Here is a 422-nt window from a genome sequence, read left to right as displayed (position 1 = left end):
AGGACACCCCGAACTTCATCGCCAACCGCGTCGGCATCTTCTCGATCCTCGCGGTGATCACCCAGGCCGCCAAGTTCGGCCTGCGCTTCGACGAAGTGGACGACCTGACCGGCGTGCGGCTGGGCCGCGCGAAGTCGGCGACCTTCCGCACCGCCGACGTGGTGGGCCTCGACACCATGGCCCACGTGATCAAGACGATGCAGGACAACCTCGCCGACGATCCGTACTTCCCCGTCTATGAAACCCCGCCCGTGCTCGCCGAGCTGGTGAAGCAGGGCGCGCTCGGCCAGAAGACGGGCGCCGGCTTCTACAAGAAGGAAGGCAAGGCGATCAAGGTGCTCGACGCGAAGACGGGCAGCTACGTCGATTCGGGTGCGAAGGCCGACGAAACGGTCGCGCGCATCCTGAAGCGTCCGCCGGCC

The 422-nt window shown here is 66.6% G+C and carries 1 protein-coding gene; it reads left to right on the top strand.

What is annotated here, in order from left to right; all coding sequences use genetic code 11:
- Window positions 1–422, top strand: a 422-nt coding sequence (locus HWY05_RS38070; protein ID WP_244146820.1) for a 3-hydroxyacyl-CoA dehydrogenase family protein, incomplete at both ends; no start/stop codon positions are given.

The organism is Paraburkholderia sp. BCC1876 (genome assembly GCF_902833695.1).
In the GTDB taxonomy this organism is placed as follows: Bacteria; Pseudomonadota; Gammaproteobacteria; order Burkholderiales; family Burkholderiaceae; genus Paraburkholderia.
The sequence above is the reverse complement of the archived record's forward strand: the minus strand, read 5'-3'. Positions and strand labels throughout refer to the sequence as shown.